The sequence below is a fragment of the Bacteroides salyersiae WAL 10018 = DSM 18765 = JCM 12988 genome, assembly GCF_000381365.1.
GTDB classification, from domain to species: domain Bacteria; phylum Bacteroidota; class Bacteroidia; order Bacteroidales; family Bacteroidaceae; genus Bacteroides; species Bacteroides salyersiae.
In genome coordinates this window covers 1,479,704-1,500,996 of the sequence record NZ_KB905466.1, presented here as the reverse complement: position 1 = coordinate 1,500,996, position 21,293 = coordinate 1,479,704, and the positions used below count along the sequence as shown (strand labels likewise).

13 protein-coding genes are annotated in these 21,293 nt (G+C 38.0%); 10 read left to right on the top strand and 3 right to left on the bottom strand.

Annotated features, from left to right (window positions below; genetic code table 11):
- Positions 1–369: 369 nt before the first annotated feature.
- Together HMPREF1532_RS05660 and HMPREF1532_RS05655 are read right to left on the bottom strand one after the other, a co-directional pair.
- A complete protein-coding gene (locus HMPREF1532_RS05660) occupies positions 370–759 on the bottom strand; it encodes a hypothetical protein (RefSeq protein WP_005926094.1) in 390 nt (129 codons plus the stop codon).
- 64 nt (positions 760–823) lie between these two features.
- Positions 824–2,005, bottom strand: a complete 1,182-nt coding sequence (locus tag HMPREF1532_RS05655; RefSeq protein WP_005926091.1) for a site-specific integrase — start codon at positions 2,003–2,005, stop codon at positions 824–826.
- 451 nt (positions 2,006–2,456) lie between these two features.
- Between HMPREF1532_RS05655 and HMPREF1532_RS05650 the strand changes: the two genes are divergently transcribed.
- The 5 genes from HMPREF1532_RS05650 (at position 2,457) to HMPREF1532_RS05630 (ending at position 10,313) form a co-directional block, all read left to right on the top strand.
- The gene (locus HMPREF1532_RS05650; protein ID WP_005926086.1) at positions 2,457–5,432 is read left to right on the top strand and encodes a SusC/RagA family TonB-linked outer membrane protein; all 2,976 of its coding nucleotides are present in this window, start codon (positions 2,457–2,459) and stop codon (positions 5,430–5,432) included.
- A gap of 28 nt (positions 5,433–5,460) precedes the next feature.
- On the top strand, positions 5,461–6,906 hold the full coding sequence (locus HMPREF1532_RS05645; RefSeq protein WP_005926083.1) for a RagB/SusD family nutrient uptake outer membrane protein: 1,446 nt from the start codon (positions 5,461–5,463) through the stop codon (positions 6,904–6,906).
- 18 nt (positions 6,907–6,924) lie between these two features.
- Positions 6,925–7,812, top strand: a complete 888-nt coding sequence (locus HMPREF1532_RS05640; RefSeq protein ID WP_005926079.1) for a Calx-beta domain-containing protein — start codon at positions 6,925–6,927, stop codon at positions 7,810–7,812.
- Positions 7,813–7,887: 75 nt separating this feature from the next.
- Positions 7,888–9,669 (top strand): M6 family metalloprotease domain-containing protein, encoded by a 1,782-nt coding sequence (locus HMPREF1532_RS05635; protein ID WP_005926076.1) that lies wholly within the window; start codon positions 7,888–7,890, stop codon positions 9,667–9,669.
- On the top strand, positions 9,666–10,313 hold the full coding sequence (locus HMPREF1532_RS05630; RefSeq protein ID WP_005926073.1) for a hypothetical protein: 648 nt from the start codon (positions 9,666–9,668) through the stop codon (positions 10,311–10,313). Before HMPREF1532_RS05635 ends, HMPREF1532_RS05630 begins: the two co-directional genes overlap by 4 nt.
- Positions 10,314–10,477: 164 nt before the next feature.
- Here HMPREF1532_RS05630 and HMPREF1532_RS05625 read toward each other — a convergent pair whose 3' ends face one another.
- Positions 10,478–11,647 (bottom strand): ATP-binding protein, encoded by a 1,170-nt coding sequence (locus HMPREF1532_RS05625; RefSeq protein WP_005926069.1) that lies wholly within the window; start codon positions 11,645–11,647, stop codon positions 10,478–10,480.
- 540 nt (positions 11,648–12,187) lie between these two features.
- On the opposite strand from HMPREF1532_RS05625, the gene HMPREF1532_RS05620 reads away from it, so the two are divergent.
- The 5 genes from HMPREF1532_RS05620 to HMPREF1532_RS05600 all read left to right on the top strand — a co-directional run bounded on the left by HMPREF1532_RS05620 (position 12,188) and on the right by HMPREF1532_RS05600 (position 21,183).
- Complete coding sequence (locus HMPREF1532_RS05620; protein ID WP_224206859.1) at positions 12,188–15,196, top strand: SusC/RagA family TonB-linked outer membrane protein; 3,009 nt, start codon at positions 12,188–12,190, stop codon at positions 15,194–15,196.
- A 19-nt stretch (positions 15,197–15,215) separates the two neighbouring features.
- Entirely contained in the window at positions 15,216–16,865 is a 1,650-nt protein-coding gene (locus HMPREF1532_RS05615; protein WP_005926063.1) for a RagB/SusD family nutrient uptake outer membrane protein, read from the top strand.
- A gap of 364 nt (positions 16,866–17,229) precedes the next feature.
- The gene (locus tag HMPREF1532_RS05610; protein ID WP_005926061.1) at positions 17,230–17,766 is read left to right on the top strand and encodes a hypothetical protein; all 537 of its coding nucleotides are present in this window, start codon (positions 17,230–17,232) and stop codon (positions 17,764–17,766) included.
- A gap of 39 nt (positions 17,767–17,805) precedes the next feature.
- Positions 17,806–19,068: a GTPase HflX gene (gene hflX / locus HMPREF1532_RS05605; protein WP_005926058.1), complete on the top strand. Its 1,263-nt coding sequence runs from the start codon at positions 17,806–17,808 to the stop codon at positions 19,066–19,068.
- Between the two features lie 123 nt (positions 19,069–19,191).
- Positions 19,192–21,183: a DUF4954 family protein gene (locus tag HMPREF1532_RS05600; RefSeq protein ID WP_005926055.1), complete on the top strand. Its 1,992-nt coding sequence runs from the start codon at positions 19,192–19,194 to the stop codon at positions 21,181–21,183.
- The last annotated feature ends 110 nt before the right edge of the window (positions 21,184–21,293 follow it).

The window sequence follows — 21,293 nt, the reverse complement described above, 5'->3', positions numbered from 1 at the left end:
ATATTATTGTACAATATGTATACCTTATTTTCGCCTAAATAGAGATTTAATCATCTTATAATCAATAATTAATAATGTATATATATATTATACAGAAATACCACTTTGATACTATTTAGTTATTAACACATCGTAAAGTCAATAATTATTATAGTATTTAATATAATTAGTTATAGTAATTTATGAAACCATTGCGCTGAATCAATATTTCAAAATCCTGTAAGAATATAGCGAATGTATCTGATATTTTCCCGGTCAAACTATCTGTCGATTGAAAGGTCATCTGATGATGTTGAAATAACAACCTTTTATAAACAGAATTATGTATAAATTAAATAAATGAAAAAATCAATAGTATATATAATAATCTTAGTAATCGCAAAAAATAAGTTGTGACAGCGTCAACCCAAACCCATATACATCAGTACCTCCTGTCTGCTTGAAAAGACGTAACATCTTTTTCAAAAAGACATAGCACCTTTCAAAAAAAGACGTAGTATCTCTCAAAAAAAGATGTAACAGGTTGCAACGGAAAGATGTGCAGGTTTCAAAAAAAGATGTAGCATCTTTTTTCTGATGAATGTTTTTATTCTTCAGGATATCTTTTCTGTCTATTTTTTCCCCTTTCACCGGCTTTACCTTTTTTGCTTCACTGCTTTGTTCATCGGCGATACAGGGTGAAGGGGCCCTGCTGCTTTCCAGTCTCTGTACAAATACCCCCCCCAAGTATCGGGCATACGGGGCGTAAGCACCGAGCATACGGATGGTGATTACCGGGCATACGGACGGTGGGCACGATACCCGGAAAGGATATTTCCTGATTTTACACCGGAGAACGTTTGGTACTTTTAGCTTTTTCCAGATCTCTGACAATAGTCATATCCATAACATTCGTATATACTTGTGTTGTTTTTACGCTCTTATGTCCCAATAGTTTTTGTACAGTAGTAATGTTCACTCCATTGTATATTAATAAGGTGGCATTAGTATGTCTTGCGGTATGAAAAGATATTTTTTTATGTATTCCTGCAAGCCTTGATATAATAATCAGTTCTTTATTCACATTCGAATTATCTCTGAGATTAAAAAAATCCGAAAGATTATTCTGATATTTATTCAATATTTCAAGACCTTTTCCTTTAAATAATAGATAGAGAGGGAGTCTCACTTCTATTCTGGTTTTTATTGTTTTATATATCAACCAAGTGTCTTTTTGAATTATGACGATATTTTCGGAAGACAGATTCACAAAATCTGAATAACGTAGCCCCGCATAACAGCAAAACAAAAAAGCATCTTTAGTCTTTTCCAGCCTGGTATATCTATCTCCCAAATCAAGTTTCTCTATTTTATTAAGTTCATCCGGCGAAAGGTGAGTATGGTTATTTTCTACACTTTTAATTTTATATTTCCTAAAAGCGTATTTTTGTATTTCCATATACTCCTTGTTTATTGCTGTATTTATATGACGTTTCAGGTGTTTCATGTGTTTGGCTATGGTATTCACATGATATCCTTTGGCTTGCAAGTATTGATCAAAAGAAGATATGAACTCAAAAGTCAGTTCGGTAAATGAAACATTTTTCTTATACTCCCTCAGTAATTCAAGCGTTGAAAGATGATTTTGCTTTGTACTCTCCTTCAATCTGGAATTGATGATTTCCTTACGGAAAAAAGCCAGAAAAGACTCCTCCTCCTCTTGCACGCTTACCAATGCCTCTTTTAAAGCATCCAATGTAACCGTTTTCCTTTGCTGCCATAACCCCAATTCTTTCTTTTCTATCTCAGCCATATACTCATAAATCATCCGATTTATTGCATCTGCATTCGGATGATTCCTTACTCTTCTTCTTTTTGCATCCCACTGTTCCGGTTTCAAATAGACCTTAGTCGAAAAGTACTTTTTCTTTCTATTCAAATAGGCTTCTATTTGAACTAAAGCCATGCCTTTTTTATTCAGGCTTTTTTTTCTGTTGAATACTAAATTGTAGATAATTTTTTCCATTAGGTTAATTTTGAATTAATACTATAAACAAATAAGACGTATATATGGCCTATATAAGAACTGAATAAGTTTTAATATCTGCTAAAAGCGTAAAAACATATATTATAACTAATGAATTTCTTTTAAAAAAAATGCGGAATTTTTGTTTATAAAGCTTTTCCATTAGTCAAAATGGAGAGCTTTTTGCCAAAATTTGCAGTGAAAAACAGAAAATGAACGATAAAATCGTACTTTTCGTCAATACAACATGTTATTATTTGATACTCTGTTTAGGTTTTTTAAGCTATGATTATATGCTGTTGAGCATAAACAAGCTCATTTTGATAACAATTTGTTATTAACACAAGCTTTTTTCGCAAAAATAATTGCTCGTTTCATATTTATTAATATATTTGCATTTTGTTAGAGTAAAGAAACAATTAATGTAAAGTTAAACTTTAAGAGAGAATTTATGAAAAGAAAATTAATGCTGTTATTGACCTGCCTTTTTGTAAGTATAGGTCTAGTAACTGCCCAGACTCAGAAGGTTACAGGTGTTGTGATTTCTGAAGAAGATGGGCAACCAGTTGTTGGGGCCTCTGTATTAGTAAAAGGTACCAATTTAGGTACTATAACTGATGTAGATGGTAATTTTACTTTGTCGAGCGTACCAAGTTCTGCAAAGACTTTGCAGATTTCTTACATCGGAATGCAGACACAGGAGGTAACGATCAAACCAACTGTAAAGGTAATATTAAAATCTGATTCACAGATGGTTGATGAAGTTGTAGTTGTAGCATATGGTTCTGCAAAAAAGAGTTCATTGACGGGATCTGTAGATATTGTAAAAGCGGATCAATTAACAAAAGTTCCGGTAAATAGTGTCGATCAGGCATTGCAAGGAAAAGCAGCCGGTGTACAAGTTACGGCTTCTACCGGTAGACCAGGTGCCGGAGCAAATATTAAGATTCGCGGTACCAGTTCTATTTCTGCAGGTAATGACCCGCTATATGTAATTGATGGTGTACCGGTTTCTTCTACTGATTTTGCGGCTCTTAACTCCAACGATATAGAATATATGTCTATATTGAAAGATGCTTCTGCTACTGCTATATACGGTTCCAGAGGTGCTAATGGCGTAATCCTTATTACTACTAAAAAGGGACAAAGTGGAAAGACAACTGTAAATGCGAAGGCTTTATTTGGAATTTCGACCAGAACATTGACTGACGGTGATTTTACAATGATGAATGCACAGGAGAAACTACTTTATGAGCGCCAGTTGGGTAGCGGTCAAGGAGCTTCAATGACAGATGAAGAAATTGCAGCTGCACCAAATACCAATTGGGCGGATGAAGTTTTCCGTACCGGCTTTACTCAATCATACGAACTGAACGTATCCGGTGGTACGGATGCTACCCGTTTTTATATTTCCGGTCAATATTTTGATCAGGATGCAATTGTGCCGGGTTCGTATCTGACTCGTGGTACCGTTCGTGCTAATATCGAACACAAAATTAAAGATCGCTTGAAGATTAATTTCTCTTCATCGGCTGGTGTATCTAAGGAAGGATTATTGAGAACTGACCGTAATGCATTGAATCCTTTTAATTATATTTATAGTGCAAACCCATATGATGCACCTTATAATGAAGATGGCACTTACAATACTGACATAATTGTCGGTGGTGTACCTTTGAATATATTCGAGAATATCGATAATAACCCATCCTATATCAATAAGTTGAAAATGCTTGGCGCTTTCAGTCTCGAGTGGAGAATTTGGGACGAGATTAAATATACTACTGTTGCAGGTATTGATTATACCCAAAATCTGCAGTATCAGTTCAATCATCCGGAATCTCAATTGTCTCAAATATTAGGTTCTCCTTATGGGTATCGTCGTGATTCATATGCACATAGAGCTACTTGGGTATGGACGAATATGTTGAGCTATGATAAAACGTTCAATGATGTGCATCAAGTGAAGGCTATTGTCGGCATGGAGGCACAATCCAGCAATTATCGTGATATTGCTGCTGCTGTCAGCGGATATCCTACCGGAAAATTGGATGCCATAGATATTGGTGCAACCGATAAAGACGTTGAAGGTATTACTACAGATTGGAGAATGCTTTCTTACTTGGCTACAGCAGGCTATACATATGATGATAAATATATTGTCGATGCTGCAATACGTCGTGACGGTTCTTCCCGCTTTGGTGCAGACAATCAGTTCGGTACATTCTGGGCTATCGGTTTAGGATGGAATATGGAAAGAGAAAGCTTTCTTGAAGATGTAGAATGGTTGAGCCGTTTGAAACTTCGTGGCAGTGTAGGTACTTCCGGTAATAATAACATCGGTGATTATGCCGCACAAGGTGTATATGGTTACGGTAGCTACAACGGTGCTTCGACTGCTTACCCGAAACGTTTACCAAATCCGGAACTTTCATGGGAAAAGAGTATGCAATCATCTGTAGGTCTGGATGCCGCATTTTTTGATTCACGTTTGAATATCACATTCGACCTTTATAAACGTAAAACAACCGATCTGCTTTTAGCAACACGGCTTTCAATGACTTCCGGTTTTTCAAGCCGTATTGATAATGTTGGAGAATTGATGAATAAAGGGTATGAATTGGCTATTAGCGGTGATATCATAAAGACCAATGATTGGACATTCAGTCTGAATGGAATGATATCCCAAAATAAAAACAAAATTGAGAAATTATACAAAGGGAATGACATAACAGTTGGCTGGAATAACTTAATCAAAGAGGGATATCCTATCAATGTGTACAAAATGGTACGTTGGGCTGGTGTAAATCCTGCAAATGGAGATGCTTTGTACTATACCAAAGACGGTAAAATTACAAATGTATATGATTCGAACGATGCGGTAATTTTGGATGATAAGACTCCGGACCCGAAATATTTTGGTTCGTTTGGGGCGAGAGTGGCATACAAAGGTATCGAATTGAATGCTGATTTTTATTTCTCAGGTGGCAACTACATCTATAATCACAACCGTTTCTTTACGGAAAGCGATGGTGCACAAATCGGACAGAATTTAGATAAGAGTTTATTGTATGACCAATGGAAGCAACCGGGAGATATAACCAATGTACCGAGACAGGATTTAAATAACAGCACCTATATGTCTACCAGATATCTTGAAGACGGTTCTTATATGCGTCTGAGAAATCTGACTTTGGCCTATACATTCCCCAAAAGTTTACTGAAACCTTTAAAAGTTGAAAATCTGAGAATTTTTGCCCAAGGATTGAACCTGTTCACAATTACGAATTTCCGTGGTCTTGACCCGGAAGTTGGGGACTCGCCTACAACAGGATTGGCAGCTACAGCAGGTCCAGCAGCGGCTGTACTCGATTTTAGCTTCCCTGCTTCACGTACCATTATGTTTGGTATCGAAATAGGTTTTTAATAAAGTTTTTTCATTAAAAAAATAAAGTATGAAACTATCAAGAAAAACAATAATACCGGTAATCGCTTTTTTGAGTCTTTCATTTACGGGATGTGCTGATTTTTTGGACACAACTCCCCATGACTCACTGAACAGCGATAACGCATTAGAATCTTTAGAAGATTTTAATAATACCACAAATAGTGTATATGAATCGATGCGTTCTTCATCCTACACAGCCAATTTTATGTTGATGGTACCTGATGTGATGTCAGACAATCTGATTCTGAACCGTGACGGACGTCTTATCTATAACGAGTTTGCCGGATTTAAATTTTATGCCGACACTTATGGTGTAAGTGGAATGTGGAGTGCTGCATACAATGCCATATTGGGAGCAAACGAGGTTATTACACGCATGGAAAGTGATCCTTCAATCATTGCTTCAGATGAAAAATTAGGTAAGAACTTGTTGGCTGAATGTCTCGCTTTGCGCGGAATGATCCATTTTGACCTGGTACGCCTTTATGGTAAAAACTATCTCCAAGCTTCCGATTCTGACTTGGGGGTAACTTATAAAAAAGATACGGAAACAACGCTTCCGGCTCGTAACACGGTAAAAGAGGTATATACCTGGTTGACGGAAGACTTGGAAAGAGCCAAAGGGATGATGAGCGATGATTATAATACGACAATCAATTATCGTTTAAATAAAAAGGCTATTGCAGCAATTTTGGCACGCGTATATCTGACGATGGGAAAAGACCAATTGGCTGTGGATAATGCTACTGAAGCGATAGCTGGTGACGGTTCTGATATTGCCGGTATCGATGACTTTAGTAAAATATACACTACGAGCATGGATGTTCCAGAGGTTATATTACGTATTGCGTTGAAGTCTGATGACGGTTATTTGCCAGGTAATGACTGGGGACAGGGAAGTGTAAGCAATTATAATGCTAACTACTCTGTTTCTTATGGATTAAAATCATTGTATTCAGGTACAGACTGTCGTAATGCAGTTATAAAGCAAGTGACCTGTAAGAGTGGTTTGTGCAACGTTGTATGGAAATGGAATAATGGTGGAGCTACTGTAGGTTTGGTTGACATTCCTCTTATCCGTACATCTGAAATGTATATGACACGCGCTGAAGCCAATTACAACTTAAAGAATTATCCGGAGGCGCTGAGTGATTTGAATCTATTACGTGCAAAACGTTATTCTGATTATGAAGAAGGTACTGAAGCCGGATCTGCATTGGAAAAGGAAATTCAGTTACAAAGACGTTTGGAGCTTGCATTTGAAGGACATCGGTTCTTTGATCTGAAGCGTCGTCACGAAGATGTGATCCGTGACGATAAAGGGTTCCTTGCTGATGGCACAGGTGCAAGTTCTGATGCACAGGAAGTGTCAGCTGACAGCCCTTATTATGTATTGCCTATTCCTCAGTCAGAAATAGATGCAAATGAAAATATGATTCAGAACAAATATTAATTCTAAAAACAGAAACAAATGAGAAAATTGAAATATTTAATTCTGGCTGTCGGAACTTTATTTGTTATTGCTTCATGTGATGATAACATTCCGCAGTCATTCAATGCAGAAGATAGCAACGCCAGTTTTTCAAAAACAACTGCCTCTGTAAATGAAAATGCTACTGAACCTTTAGAGATTCCATTAGTATTGGCCGGTATCCCCGGAAGCGGTAAAGTTACTGTTACATTGGCCGTTTCAACAGAGGGAGATACGAATCCAGCCATTGAAGGTGAAGATTTCACAATAGACAATAAAGAAATCACTTTTGAAGAAGGCTATGGAACTCAGAATATTGTAATTCGTCCTATTGATAATAATGTATTCACAGGAAAAAAGACATTTACACTTACGATTGCAAGTAGTACTCCTGAATTGAAAGAATCCGTTCAGAACTCTGTAAAAATATCCATTGCAGACGATGAACATCCGTTATCATATTTGTTTGGAACGTATGCAATGGAAGGAATTCTGATATCTCAAGGACAGGCTTCTCCTAATGGATATGATGTTACAATAGCAGCACACGATGCTGGAGCATTGAACGAAATAGAAGTTGACTTTGGATATCCGGAAGTTGTTTTAGCTTCTGTTGGTGAAGAAGATGGGGAGACGGTTATCACATTCTATAAGAATCAAGATGTAGGAGAAGCACAAGCTGGATATATTGCTCATTTCGTATGGACAACAGTCGAAGATGGGAAACAATATTATAGCGAAACTGATAATGTAATGGCAACTTATGATAATGGGATAATTACATTGAATGAAGATAATGGATTTGGATTCCTTGCTTATGAATTAGGTGTTCCGTATGCATGGTTTGAATATTGGATGCAAGGCAGTGTTACTTTTACAAAAAAGTAATAAAATGAGTAATCAATAACTTGATAAGGTCACCTGATATTAAGGTGACCTTATTTGTCTAAAAACAAATATATTATGAAAAGGAATCTATTATTTATTGTCTTTCTGTGTTGCACATGTTTGGGTATATATGCAGCTCCTTTCCGCTTTTTGGAAACCATTGTTACTCAAGCCGATGGAAGTCAGTTAGCTTTGTATGCATCTGGTGACGAATTTTATCATTGGATACATGATAAAGACGGGTACACCATTGTACAAGCAGAAGATGGTTATTGTTATTATGCAATTAAAAACGATAAAGGAGAACTGGTACCTTCAATATATCGGGTGGATGATGAATTACCATCAAAAACAAAAATCGTTCCTTGGTTGAAAATATCAAAACAACAATACGACAAACGCCGGGAACGAATGCAAATTCAGCCAATGACCAGAACTACTAAACCTCAATATGCCTCTCATAAAAATCCATTAAACAATATCGTCATATTTGTTTCTTTTAAAGATGCTACCACATTCTCAAAAAAGAGATCGGTATATGACAGTCGGTTCAATAGTACTACATCTTCGAGCGGATCATTGAAAGACTATTATAAGGAGGTATCATACAGTAATTTGGATATCACTTCACATTTTTATCCCAAAACTTCGGATATGACTTCTACCGCTAATGGTTACATCGATTTTCATAACAGAGGCTTTTATCGCCCTTATAATGCAACAACTAACCCTGATGGCTATAAAACAAGTGACGAGTCGACAAATAGAGAACATAACTTGATAGTAAATGCTATTGATGCAGTAAAAGCCAGTATCGAACAAGATTTTACGCCGGATGAGCTGGATAATGACAACGACGGCTATATAGACAATGTCTGTTTTGTCATTCAAGGAAATAGTGATGGCTGGAGTGATTTATTGTGGGCACACCGTTGGTCGCTTTATACTAAGGAATGCTACATTCATGGTAAGCGAGTGATGGATTATGTTTTCCAACCCGAGAACCAAGTTACCGTGAATACACTTTGCCATGAGATGTTCCATGCATTAGGTGCACCGGATTTATATCATTATAGTGAAGAAAGTCAGAATCTCGATCCTGTGGGTAGTTGGGATCTGATGAACAGTGGTTGGTGTCACATGGGAGCCTATATGAAATGGATGTATGCAGGCCAAAGTTGGATTAAAGATATGCCTACAATAACCCAACCGGGTACCTATACACTACTTCCATTATCTCAGAGTGCAGAAAATAGTTGTTATAAAGTTAACTCTACTAATCCAAATGAATATTTTGTTTTGGAATACCGGAAAAAAGAAGGAAAGTATGAAAAAAATCTGATCCGGTCAGGGCTACTCATTTATAGAATCAATACAACGGTCAGTGAAGGGAATCGCAACGGTCCTCCTGATGAAGTTTATATTTATCGTCCCTTTGGTTCATTAACGGAAAATGGTTTTTTGGATGAAGCCGCTTATCAGACAACTTCGGGTGCTGTAATGACAGATAAAACATTCCCTAAGCCTTTCTTGTCAGATAATTCGGACGGTGGCCTGAGAATTAGAAATGTGATCATGGAAGATGATAAGTTGACTTTCGAAATAGAAGATATTCCTACTGGCTTTGAAAATCTTTTTGATGATAGAAAGATGCAACTAAAAATGGTGGATAATACACTGTATGTGTCATCAGATGAAAACGTTGAGTCTATTGTCGTAACAGATATTTCAGGCAAAGTTTTGGAACAAACTAAAAACACGAACCAACTTTCGTTGAAACAATTTTCTCAAGGTATCTATATTGTATCCATTCTATCCGGAAACAATATGTATAAACGAAAAATATTTATAGAATGAATTTGCTAAAAATCCGTATCATACAAATAGCCCCCTTATTGTTTTGGGGAGTTAATGTTGTAGGACAGAGTATAGATAATCATTTTCTGTTCAACCAGTTTAGAGACGCCACGATTTTATACAAAAACAAGAAGGAAAATCGGACTGCACTCAATTATAATAAAGCCACAGAAGAGATGATTTATATTTCACCAGAAGGTAAGAATATGGCATTGTATCCGATAGATCAGATTGATACGGTCTATTTTGATAAACGAAAGTTTGTTCCGGTTGACAATCGTTTTTATGAAGTCTTGTCACGGAATAAGTATACTTTATACGCTTCTTATCGTTGCCGGATGAGTATTCAAGCACAAAACATCGGCTATGGTACTTCTTCAACTACGGCTGTTGATAATATTTCATCATTAAACACATCCGGGGAAATCTATCAATTGAAATTACCCGAAAACTATAAAGCGGAACCTTACGTTCTGTATTATATTGAAGTAGATAATCAATTGAAGAAATTTACTAAAGCCAAAGAACTGGTAAAGTTGTTTCCTGATCTAAAGAAAGAGATAGCATTATTTATAAAGAAGAATCGAATAAAGAATGATACAGAAAGCATAGTCAAAATCGTCGATTTTATATCTGGCTTATAATTCATAACATTTATTTGAAATGATGCTATATTGCATATATAGTAAGAGGGTACCCTTTTGTGAAGCGCACCCTCTTTTCATTTCTTTACATGACCATCTGAATTATTTATTGTATTGTTGGGAATATAGGATGGATTTAACATGCGCTACTATTTACCGCAATGTTAATAATTGAATCCGAAATGCCACAAAGGTATTGTGTTATTGTATCCATATTCTATATCGTCTTTTACCACATAAGCATTTTCTATACCATGTATTTGTTTTTGCTGTTTTCCTGCCCCTCCTATTTCAAAAGTATAGTTATCTATTTCAAAATCTGACTTCTCTGATGAAATCACTTTATGGTGAACTTTCATTTGAGAGAGAAAAAATGTTTCCCGAATGTTTCCTGTATCGGGTTTGTTTTCAGCCAAGGCATAGACTAAATTAGTATTATCCAAATAGATCTTTTCTATTTTTCCGAGTAAACGAATTCCTCCTGTACCATTACGTAGCTGAGCTATTATACCAGCTCTTTCTAAATAATATAGAAAATCAGTAATAAGATTACGATGTACGCCTATCAGTTGTCCAATTTTGGTAAAATTGGGTTTAAAAGGTACACTTTGTGATATAACATAAAGTAATTGCCGGATTTTTTTGGTAGTTGCTACATTCATATTTGCATAAATTGGTATATCATTTTCGACAGTTAAATTAATGATATTACGTAGGCGTTGGTCATATCCGGGATCACTAAAAAATGGATAATAACCATTTTCTAAATATTCTTTGAACAATGGTAACGGGTGATTAACTCCCGGAAGTTCTACTTTATGATTTAATATATCTTGTAAAGAATAAGGTAGTATTTGTATCCCCTTAGATAACATTATATACTCTCGAAAAGAAAGCCCTGGCAGGAAATAACTCAATGCCCTGCGGCTTAAATCAGCATTTCCTTTGTAAATATCAAGAATAGAGGAACCGGTAAATACAACTTGAAAGTCTGGGAAATAATCATAAATCATTTTTAATTCTTTAGACCAGTTCTGGTACTTATGGACTTCATCAATGAAAAGGTGTTTCCCACCATTTTTATAAAAAACAGAAGCTAAATCGAAAAGCTTATGTTCTGCGAAATAAAGATCATCGGCATTGACAAAAAGCGTATCTTCCAGTGAGTGATGTAACTTTATATGCTGCAATAGCATAGTTGTTTTTCCTACTCCTCTGGGTCCTATTATTCCTAACATTCTGGCAGACCAATTGATATCGTCGTGTAAATAGCGAATGTAGGATGTATCTGTCAAATTCAGTAATCTACGGAAAAGTTCAAATAATTGTTCCATATTATATAAGTTTATAGTACAAAGATACAAAACTGCCAGATAAAAGTTGCAATAATCAAATAAATTGCAACTTTTAAATTGCAATTTTAACTATATGCGCCATTTTTATATGGCAATTTAAATATAGGTAGAGTTCATGTTTTATTGTAAAACACTAATAAGAGCCTATTTGCAAGTAATATATTTATACACATTTTACAAGTGCAATTATGATTTCATTTTTATATTCGATATTATAAAACTGCCTTAAGGTCTGCAATAATAATTAACATTACAATAATCAATTAACTATAAAGTGAAGAAATAGTATTTCAATTTATTATTATTACAAACCACTATTGATTGAATACCAATTAATTACATATAGATTTTAACAACAAATAGGTATCTCATATATAACTATACCAGGAGAGTCAAAAACGATATATAATTGATTATCAAATTGATAGTATGATAAAAAATAATATTTCAAAGTTAAAATAATAAATGTAATCAATTGATTATAAATACATTGATAATGATTATAGTTCTGCAAAGACTTTGCAGATTTCTTACATCGGAATGCAGACACAGGAAGTGGCGATCAAACCGACTGTAAAGGTTGTGCTAAAGTCTGATGCACAGTCACTTGAAGAAGTGGTAGTAGTGGCTTATGGTACAGCCAGTAAAAAGTCTATTACAGGTGCTGTATCTGCCCTGGATGCAAAAGATATAGAGATGCGTCCTGTTACCAATGCCGCCGGTTCATTGGAAGGTTCGGCACCGGGTATCCAAATCAATAATACATATGGTGAGCCCGGAAGCGACAAAATGTCTATTCGAATCAGAGGCTTTAGTTCTGTGAACGGTGAGAACTCTCCTTTGATTGTTATCGATGGAACTCCTTATAGCGGTAGTCTCAATGACGTTAACAGTGATGATATCGAAAGTATCTCGGTATTGAAAGATGCTGCTTCTTCTGCTCTTTATGGAAATAAGGCAGCCAATGGTGTCATACTTATTAATACCAAAAGAGGTAAATCGGAACGCCTTAATTTCCGGGTTAGCATCAAACAGGGTATGTATATGCGTGGTCTTCCACAATATGATCGGTTGGGTATCAAAGATTGGATGGAAACTATGTGGAAAGGGGAAGCTGAATATGCAGCCATAGACATGGCTGACAAGTTGGGCTCTATGACACCGGGAGAATATGCAACTAAGAATGTGATGGGAATTATCAAATCGAATATATTTGATGCGGCAAATGATAAGTTATTTGATAGTAACGGTAATTTCATCGCTAATGTACTTCCGGGATATGACGATTTGGATTGGAGCAAAGAAGTGGAACGCACCGGACACCGTCAGGAATACAATATGAGCAGTGATGTCGCAAAAGACAAATATGACGTATTTGCATCATTCGGTTATTTGAAAGAGCAGGGATATACTATCAGTTCTGATTTTGAACGTTTCTCCGCTCGTCTGAATGCTAATTTCCGTCCGGTGAAATGGTTTAAGGCAGGTGTCAATCTTAACGGAGCTGTCAGTAAGAATAATTATTCGGAGGGGGCCAGCGAAGGTGGAGCAGCATATGCTAATCCGTTTTATCAAACTATGATGATGGCACCGGTGTACCCGATATACAAACATAATGCCGATGGTAGTATTATGACTGACGAAGAAGGAAGTAAAGAATATAATCTGCACATTGGAGGTGCCAATGATTACTTGAATGACCGTCACATCATTTATGAAATGAAAAATGACTTTGACCGTAAAAATAGAACCACAATCAGTGGACAGACTTATGGTACTGTTTCATTTTTAAAAGATTTTGAAGCGACGGTCAAGGGAGATATTTATACATATAATCAAAACCGGGTACGTTTTAATAATACCAATGTAGGAGACGGTGCGGCCAATAACGGACGATTGTTTAACTATGATGACCGCCAGCGTGAATATCGATTCAGTCAGGAGCTTTATTGGAAACATGACTTTGATTTTCATCATGTAGATGTGTTGTTGGCACACGAAGCATATAAAATGACTTACTCGTTGAATCAGTATTCCAAAACCAACATGATGCTTGAGGGGAATACGCAAGGTTCCAATTTTGCAGAAACTACAAGCGCGACCGGATATGAGGATAATTATACTACGGAAAGTTATTTGGGAAGAGCACGTTACAGTTATGCTATGCGTTATTTTGCAGATCTCTCATTTCGTAGGGACGGTTCATCCCGTTTCAGAGATCCTTGGGGTAACTTCTGGTCAATCGGTGCCAGTTGGATCATTTCGGAGGAGAATTTTATGAAATCACTCAATTGGATTAATAACTTAAAGCTTCGTGCTTCTTATGGTGAAGTGGGTAATGACCAAAGTGCTGCTTATTATGCTTATCAAGCATTATATCTGGCTGATACCAATGCACACCAGGGAGCATACATCAAGAGCCAGCTTGCCAATCCTGAATTAAAATGGGAAAAGTCCAGTTCTATTGACATTGCGTTGGAAGGAAGACTGTTTGATCGTTTGAACTTTTCTATCGATTATTTTGACAAACGTTCCAAAGATCTGTTATTCGATGTTTATAACCCGTTGTCAGCTGGTCCTACAGATCTTTGGGGAACCACTACGGTTGATCCTACCGGACGTTCTATCATAACTAAAAATATCGGTACTGTATCCAACAAAGGAGTGGATTTGGCATTGGATGCTGATATTATCTATAATAAGAATTGGCGTTGGAATTTAGGTGTCAATCTGACTTTCCTTAAGAATGAAATAGTCAAACTGCCTGATCATAAAGACATTACTAAAGGGGTGCAGAAGTTGAGTGAGGGTAAGAGTATCTATGAGTTCTTTACTTACACTTATGCGGGTGTCGATCAAATGGATGGTATGGCCATATATGTAGCCGATCCGGAAAAAGTGACGGACGATAATATCAGTAGTGGAAATGTTTTTGAAATCAATGGTCAATATTATTGTTATAATCCGGGTAGTTACGGCCTTCGTGAATGGCATGGCTCTGCTCTGCCAAAAACTTACGGCAGTATCAATACTTCGTTGACTTATAAAGGAATTTCTTTATCTATGTTGGGAACATTCTCTTTAGGCGGGAAAGTGTATGATACGAATTATGCCAGTTTGATGGGAATGTCTGCCAATAGTGCATCGGCATTACATGAAGACATGCTTCAATCATGGAATGGTACTCCCGAAGGTATTACAGAGACATCTCCGAATCGTATCGATCCGAACGGAATTCCTCGTGCAGCCATGTCTACTGCTTCTCAATATTTTGGTATATCAAGTTCCCGGTGGTTACAGAATGCATCTTATTTCGTGATGAAGAATATTAACTTGGGATATGATTTCCCATCTAAAATTACTAATAAATTGAATATAGATGGTTTACGTGTCTATGCTTCAGTCGAAAATGCATTTACAATTGCTGCTCGTAAAGGTATGAATCCACAGTATAGCTACAGTGGAGGTGCAGACCAGACTTATGTGACCGCACGTGTTGTCTCATTCGGATTGAACTTGAAATTTTAACCCTAAATAATTCAGAAATATGAAAATTTCGACTAAATATATACTTGCTTCCGCTTTAAGTGGAATATTAATTTTCGGTAGCAGTTGCTCTGACAGTTGGCTGCAGACCGAACCGACCGATCAGGCTTCGAATGAAGCTGTTCTCAGTACGACAGAAAATGCCAAAAAAGCAATCAATGGCTTATGTAAATTGATGAGTATGCAACACGGAGCATATTGGGATTACTTTGCAAATAATGGCGAAGGTACTGTCATACAATACTATTTAGAATATCCGGGGCGTGATTTCAATTATCCGTTGATGTCGCCGGGATGGTCTGTTATATTTAATAATAAGTTTACACAGAATGTAACATCCGGTTACTGTGCTTATCCATGGTACTACTACTATAGCATCATAGGAAACGCCAATACGGTTTTAGCAAATATCGATGCTGCCGAAGGCGAACAAAGCGAAAAAGATTATATTAAAGCCGGTGCACTTACTTTTCGTGCCTATTCTTTCTTTCGCTTAAGCCAGATATATTGCGATTCATGGAAAGAAAGCAATAACGGAGGATCCGAAGGAATCGTTCTGCGTATAGATGAATCTACCGGTGATATGCCGTTATCGACTTTAGCTCAGACCTACGAGCAAATCTATTCGGATCTGAATCAAGCAATTTCCCTGTTTAAAGCTAACGGTGACATTACTCGTGATTCTTTCTATGGAACGTCGGCTGCCTGTTATCCCGATCAGAATGTTGCCGAAGCTATTTTAGCCCGTGTGGCTCTTTCCAAAGGCGACTACCAGACTGCACTCGACAATGCCAAGGCAGCTCGTGAAGGTCGCTCTCTGATGAGTGTATCAGACTATAAGGCAGGATTCTACCAGAACAACAGCGAATGGATTTGGGGAACATTTAATGATGCGCAGGAAACACTGTATTACGGTGCTTTTTTAGTCGTTTTCGCTCGAAACGGTTATTATGCTACCAACCAACATTATCATGTTTGTGTAGCTCGTGATTTTATCGATGAGATATCAGACAGTGATATTCGTAAAGGATTATTCTTACACAAAGGAACATTCCTTCCTGAGGGCAAAACTGTAGAAGAAGTTTTGGATACACAGACTTCCAGTATGGTTGGAATGTTTGCTGACGGTGCTGACGGCGATGAAGCATATGCAAATGCAGAAGAATACATCAAAACCAATTTCTCAGATATGACAGAGACTCCTTATAATGCTTATACCAGCCTTAAATATGCCTGTGAAGGTATGCCGGGAATCGGTTCCATTCCGTTGATCCGGTCTTCGGAAATGTTGCTAATTGAAGCAGAAGCCAATTATTTCCTGAATAGCGGTAACCCTCAACCGGCACGGGATAATCTGATTGAATTGAATAAAACATCCGGCCGTGATCCGGAGTATTCTTGTGACTTGACAGGAGAGCAGCTTTTTGAGGAAATAGCTAAGTATAGACGTTTGGAGCTTTGGGGTGAAGGACATAGTTGGCTCGATTGCAAACGTTGGGGAATTGCTGTTGTCAGAAAATCATTTGCAGAAGGCGGTAACTATGATGCTTCTGTTTCCGGAACATTCGGCTACAAAGACGGAGTATGTGACAAGACATTCTGGAAGTGGTCGATACCTACTGGAGAAACCGACTTGAATGAAGGGTTGTGATCTACTGCTTGAATTGATAATCAATGAAATGTTTAAAGGGTTTCGTCCCTTTACATTATAAATAAAGTGTTTTTGAAAGGCCGTTCTTGTGAAAGAATGGTCTTTTTTTGTATGGCAATGATATCCACCTATACACGATGGCGAGACTTATGCTTTGCCGGTAGACGTTCTGACTAAAGGAGGTTACATTCTTATATTACATTCTGAGGATAAGATTTATCGTGGGAAGTTTATTAAGAAACGATCCGGATAGGTGTAAATATAATTAAATAAAGGTAACCGGTAAGTTTGAAACAAATAGCATTCAAACTTGCCGGTTTTGTGTTTTATTTCTATTTTTGTTTGAAATCACAAAGTTATCTACATGAAGCAGATTGTTTGTATCACGGCCGGTTGTATGTTTTTTGCACTGATGTTGAGTGCTTGTCGTACTCCGGCTACACAATTGAAAGAGGAGCAGAATATGGGAAATCAAATGATTATAGAGACACCTGTACGGGGAGGGTCTGCGGCTGTCAGTTCCCCAAGAGTGTTTGTTTATAAGACTAAAGGCGATTATTCTCATCTGGTTCCGGTATTGATGGACGATTCCCGTACACAAATTCTCTCTTATCCGCATCCGCGTGATCTTTTTATTGGAGGAAAACTCTGCCTGCCGACTCTTCTGAACGATGGCTATTGGTTGGACAACAGGGGAATAGGTCGGAATGTCGCTTTCCTTTCTTATACTTATGAAGAGTATAGCCGATTGTCCTCAGCTCCCTCTATGGAGGAGTTGAAAGCACATATCCGAGATAAAGACCCTATCACTGAATGGCATGAATGCGGACGGCGGGCGGACTATAAAAATATTGTTTCCGAATTAAATAAGCTTATAGAACAAGGCTTTCTGCAAAAATAACTATATATTTGCGCACATATTATATACGAGAAATAAAGAATGAAAGAATTTGTAATCTCCGAAGCTCAGGTCGAAACAGCGATACTTGTCGGTATTATTACGCAAGTTCAGGATGAGCGTAAAACGAACGAGTATCTCGATGAACTGGCATTCCTTGCCGAGACGGCTGGGGCGGAAGTTGTGAAAAAGTTTACCCAAAAGTTGCCGACCGCCAATTCTGTAACTTATGTGGGAAAAGGAAAGTTGGAAGAGATAAAAGAATATATCCTGAATGAAGAAGAAAACGAACGGGAAGTCGGAATGGTCATTTTTGACGATGAACTTTCGGCTAAACAGATACGTAACATCGAAGCGGAACTGAAAGTCAAGATATTGGACCGTACTTCGCTTATCCTCGACATATTTGCGATGCGTGCACAGACTGCCAATGCGAAAACGCAAGTGGAGCTGGCTCAGTATAAGTACATGCTCCCCCGTTTGCAGCGTTTGTGGACTCACCTTGAACGACAGGGGGGTGGTTCCGGATCGGGTAGTGGTAAAGGTGGCTCAGTGGGACTTCGTGGTCCCGGTGAAACTCAGCTCGAGATGGACCGCCGTATCATATTGAACCGTATGTCGTTGTTGAAGGAACGTTTAGCAGAAATTGACAAACAGAAATCTACTCAACGGAAAAATCGTGGCAGAATGATTCGTGTGGCTCTTGTGGGATATACCAATGTCGGAAAGTCGACCATGATGAATCTTCTTGCAAAGAGTGAAGTGTTTGCCGAGAATAAGCTCTTTGCAACTCTCGATACTACCGTACGCAAGGTAATAATTGACAATTTGCCTTTTTTGCTGTCCGATACCGTCGGTTTTATCCGTAAATTGCCGACGGACCTCGTAGACTCTTTCAAATCTACTCTCGATGAGGTGCGTGAAGCGGATTTGTTGCTGCATGTTGTCGATATTTCCCATCCCGGATTTGAGGAACAGATAGAGGTGGTGAATAAAACCCTGGCCGATATCGGTGGTGCCGGGAAACCTATGATACTTATATTTAATAAAATAGACGCTTATACCTACGTGGAGAAAGCGGCAGACGACCTTACCCCCAGAACAAAAGAAAACTTAACACTCGAAGAACTGATGAAGACGTGGATGGCAAAAATGGAAGACAATTGCCTGTTCATTTCCGCCCGCGAACGAATCAATATAGAAGAACTGAAGAGTGTAGTTTATAAACGCGTAAAAGAGTTACACGTACAGAAGTATCCCTATAATGATTTCCTTTATCAGACTTACGAAGAAGAGGAGGAATAATTATTTAATGTGTCAATACGCCAATGTGCCAATTGCCGTGCGGTGTATTAGTAAATAATATAGTGCGGCCAATTGTCGTATGGATACATTGTTGTATCGGCACATCATTATATTACTTACATTATGGGAAAAATTTACCGAGGATTGACTGAAGACGAAATTCTTCAGTTAAAGAGTCAGTCGTGTCTGGCGGATGATTGGGGAAAAGTCTTTGTAGCAGAAGATTTTACCACCGAGTACGTTCATCACACCCGCTTTTCGGGTGAAGTAAAGTTAGGAGTTTTTCATTCGGATTTTACATTGCCGGGTGGAATAAAAAAACATGCCGGCCTACGTCATGTGACACTGCACAATGTGACAGTAGGGGATAACTGCTGCATTGAAAATATTCAGAACTACATTGCGAACTATGAAATTGGGGATAATGCATTTATTGAAAATGTAGATATCATTTTGGTAGATGGTCGTACGACTTTTGGCAATGGAGTAGAAGTTGCTGTTCTAAATGAAACGGGTGGCCGGGAAGTGCTGATTAATGACAAACTTTCAGCGCATCAGGCTTATATCTTAGCTTTATATCGTCATCGTCCGGAGCTGATAGACCGTATGAAGAAGATTACCGATTATTATTCTAATAAGCATGCTTCCACTGTGGGGACAATCGGTAATCATGTGATGATACTTAATACCGGTTCCATTAAAAATGTACGGATAGGCGATTGTTGTCATATTTGCGGTACATGCCGTTTATCGAATGGTAGTGTCAATAGTAATGCGGTGGCACCGGTTCATATCGGACACGGGGTGATCTGTGACGATTTCATTATTTCTTCCGGATCACACGTGGATGACGGTGCGCTGCTGACTCGTTGTTTTGTGGGACAAGCTTGTCAGTTAGGGCATAATTATTCGGCTTCCGATTCCTTATTTTTCAGTAATTGTCAGGGAGAAAACGGAGAGGCTTGTGCTATTTTCGCCGGCCCTTATACGGTTACACATCATAAGTCGACCTTGCTGATTGCCGGTATGTTTTCGTTTATGAATGCCGGTTCCGGGTCTAATCAGAGTAACCACATGTATAAACTCGGTCCTATTCACCAAGGTACATTGGAACGTGGAGCGAAGACCACTTCGGATTCTTATATCCTCTGGCCGGCCCGTGTCGGTGCATTTTCATTGGTAATGGGACGTCATGTGAACCATGCCGATACATCCAATCTGCCGTTTTCTTATCTGATCGAACAGCAGAATACCACTTTCCTTGTACCGGGAGTGAACTTACGGAGTGTGGGTACCATTCGTGATGCCCAGAAATGGCCGAAACGCGATAAACGTAAAGATCCGAACAAGCTCGATTATATTAATTATAATTTGCTGAGCCCATATACTATTCAGAAAATGTTTAAGGGGCGTTTTATTTTAAAGGATTTGAAACGTGTATCCGGCGAAACTTCCGAAACTTATTCTTATCAGAGTGCCAAGATTAAGAATTCTTCCCTGAATAGCGGTATTCGTTATTATGAGATAGCCATTCATAAATTTTTGGGCAATTCTATCATCAAACGTCTTGAAGGTATTAAGTTCCAGAGTAACGAGGAAATTCGCCAACGGCTGAAACCGGATACGGAGATAGGTTTGGGAGAATGGGTTGACATATCCGGATTGATCGCTCCGAAGAGTGAAATAGAAAAGCTGATGGCCGGGATAGAAAGTGGTGAAATTAATCGTTTGAAAGAAATAAATGCCCGCTTTGCCGAGATGCACAACAATTACTATACCTATGAGTGGACATGGGCTTATAATAAGATTCAGGAGTTTTATGGTCTTGATCCGGAGACAATTACCGCCAAAGACATTATCTGTATTGTAAAATCCTGGAAAGAAGCTGTTATCGGGCTGGATCGTATGGTGTATAACGATGCACGTAAGGAATTCTCCATGTCATCAATGACTGGTTTTGGAGCTGACGGGTCGCAAGATGAGATGAAACTTGATTTCGAGCAAGTTCGTGGAGATTTTGAAAGTAATCCATTTGTAACTGCCGTACTGGAGCATATCGATGATAAGAATGCATTGGGTGACGAACTGATAAATCGTATCGGACAGTTGGGGTAGGAGTTGGAATTTGGGAGTTAGGAGTCAGAATTTAGGAGCTGGAATATAGTAGTTAGTAGCCAGTAGTCAAGTAGTAAGTAGAGGATGCCTTTCGCTATTTTCTTATTCTA

What these genes read in the sequence shown, in the direction of transcription:
- HMPREF1532_RS05660 (WP_005926094.1), bottom strand. Translation starts at nt 759, where the DNA reads ATGCTCGGTGCTTACGCCCCGTATGCCCGATACTTGGGGGGGGTATTT.
- HMPREF1532_RS05655 (WP_005926091.1), bottom strand. Translation starts at nt 2,005, where the DNA reads ATGGAAAAAATTATCTACAATTTAGTATTCAACAGAAAAAAAAGCCTG.
- HMPREF1532_RS05650 (WP_005926086.1), top strand. Translation starts at nt 2,457, where the DNA reads ATGAAAAGAAAATTAATGCTGTTATTGACCTGCCTTTTTGTAAGTATA.
- HMPREF1532_RS05645 (WP_005926083.1), top strand. Translation starts at nt 5,461, where the DNA reads ATGAAACTATCAAGAAAAACAATAATACCGGTAATCGCTTTTTTGAGT.
- HMPREF1532_RS05640 (WP_005926079.1), top strand. Translation starts at nt 6,925, where the DNA reads ATGAGAAAATTGAAATATTTAATTCTGGCTGTCGGAACTTTATTTGTT.
- HMPREF1532_RS05635 (WP_005926076.1), top strand. Translation starts at nt 7,888, where the DNA reads ATGAAAAGGAATCTATTATTTATTGTCTTTCTGTGTTGCACATGTTTG.
- HMPREF1532_RS05630 (WP_005926073.1), top strand. Translation starts at nt 9,666, where the DNA reads ATGAATTTGCTAAAAATCCGTATCATACAAATAGCCCCCTTATTGTTT.
- HMPREF1532_RS05625 (WP_005926069.1), bottom strand. Translation starts at nt 11,647, where the DNA reads ATGGAACAATTATTTGAACTTTTCCGTAGATTACTGAATTTGACAGAT.
- HMPREF1532_RS05615 (WP_005926063.1), top strand. Translation starts at nt 15,216, where the DNA reads ATGAAAATTTCGACTAAATATATACTTGCTTCCGCTTTAAGTGGAATA.
- HMPREF1532_RS05610 (WP_005926061.1), top strand. Translation starts at nt 17,230, where the DNA reads ATGAAGCAGATTGTTTGTATCACGGCCGGTTGTATGTTTTTTGCACTG.
- hflX (WP_005926058.1), top strand. Translation starts at nt 17,806, where the DNA reads ATGAAAGAATTTGTAATCTCCGAAGCTCAGGTCGAAACAGCGATACTT.
- HMPREF1532_RS05600 (WP_005926055.1), top strand. Translation starts at nt 19,192, where the DNA reads ATGGGAAAAATTTACCGAGGATTGACTGAAGACGAAATTCTTCAGTTA.